The sequence below is a fragment of the Rhodobacter sp. P2_H5 genome, from assembly GCF_056403335.1.
On the sequence record NZ_JBFUFS010000055.1, the window covers coordinates 1 to 1,268 of the forward strand.

At 62.7% G+C, this 1,268-nt stretch carries 1 protein-coding gene; it reads left to right on the plus strand.

From position 1 onward, the window contains the following. The first annotated feature begins 63 nt into the window (after positions 1–63). Positions 64–1,250 (plus strand): IS3 family transposase gene (locus AC1DVR_RS23380; protein WP_478003023.1). Its coding sequence is split into 2 segments (ribosomal slippage): positions 64–316 and positions 316–1,250, totalling 1,188 coding nucleotides; the frame shifts between segments, so codons are not numbered across the junction. Positions 1,251–1,268: the final 18 nt, after the last annotated feature.

The window sequence follows — 1,268 nt, forward strand, 5'->3', positions numbered from 1 at the left end:
TGCTGTGACCCCCGATAACTCGTCCATCTGATGCTAGAGTSCGGCCCAAGGAGAGGACCGGACATGAAGAGATCGAAGTTCACAGAGGRGCAGATCATCGCGATCTTGCGGGAGCAGGAGGCGGGCGCGAAGACCGCCGAGGTTTGTCGCAGGCACGGGATCAGCGGCGCCACTTTCTATGCCTGGAAGGCGAAGTTCGGCGGCATGGAGCCTTCAGAAGCCAAGCGGCTGAAGGCGTTGGAAGACGAGAACGCCAAGCTGAAGCGCCTGCTCGCCGATGCAATGCTGGACAACACCGCGCTGAAGGATCTGCTGTCAAAAAAATGGTGACGCCCGCCGCCAGGCGCGAGGCCTTCGCTCATCTCGAACAGGGATACGAGATGAGCGAGCGGCGGGCGTGTTCGCTGATCGGAGCAGATCGGTCTTCGATGCGGTATCGGCGCCGGCGACCGGATGACCGCAGACTGCGCGAGGTGCTGCGCGCGGCCGCCGAGACGCATCGGCGGTTCGGCTATCGTCGCTTGCATGTTCTCCTGCGCGGGGACGGCCATGTGCTGAACTGCAAGCGCACCCAGCGGCTCTATCGCGAGGAGGGCCTGTCGGTTCGCCGCCGAAGAAGCCGCAAGCGGGCTATTGGCACGCGGGCGCCACTTGTAACTGAGGCGCTGGCGAACGCCCGCTGGTCGGTCGATTTCGTCCARGATCAGTTCGCTGACGGCCGCCGCTTCCGCATTCTCAACGTGATCGACGATGTCACCAAGGAGAGTCTGGCAGCCTTGGTCGACACCTCGATTTCAGGCCGACGGGTTGCCCGGGAACTCACAGCCCTGATCGAACGGCGTGGAAAGCCCGGCGTGATCGTCAGCGATAATGGCACCGAGTTTACCTCGAACGCGATCTTGGAATGGGCGGAGAAAATGAAGGTGAAGTGGCACTACATCGCTCCCGGCAAGCCAATGCAGAACGGCAATTGCGAGGCATTCAACGGCCGCATGCGTGATGAGCTGTTGAACGAGACCCTGTTCTTCGGCATCGACCATGCCCGCGAAGCCGTGGCGCGCTGGACCCACACTTACAACACCGAGCGGCCCCATTCTGCCCTCGGCTACCAGACCCCGGCGGCCTTTGCCGCCCAACTCGCCGCAATGGGCGATCAGCTTCGCGCATTTGAACCGCTGCGCAGATCGCCCATTGCTCCGTCGGCGCAATCGCGCCAAATTCAACCGCCGACTCTGGCCTCAGCTGGGTGAGCATTGGGGGTCACAGCA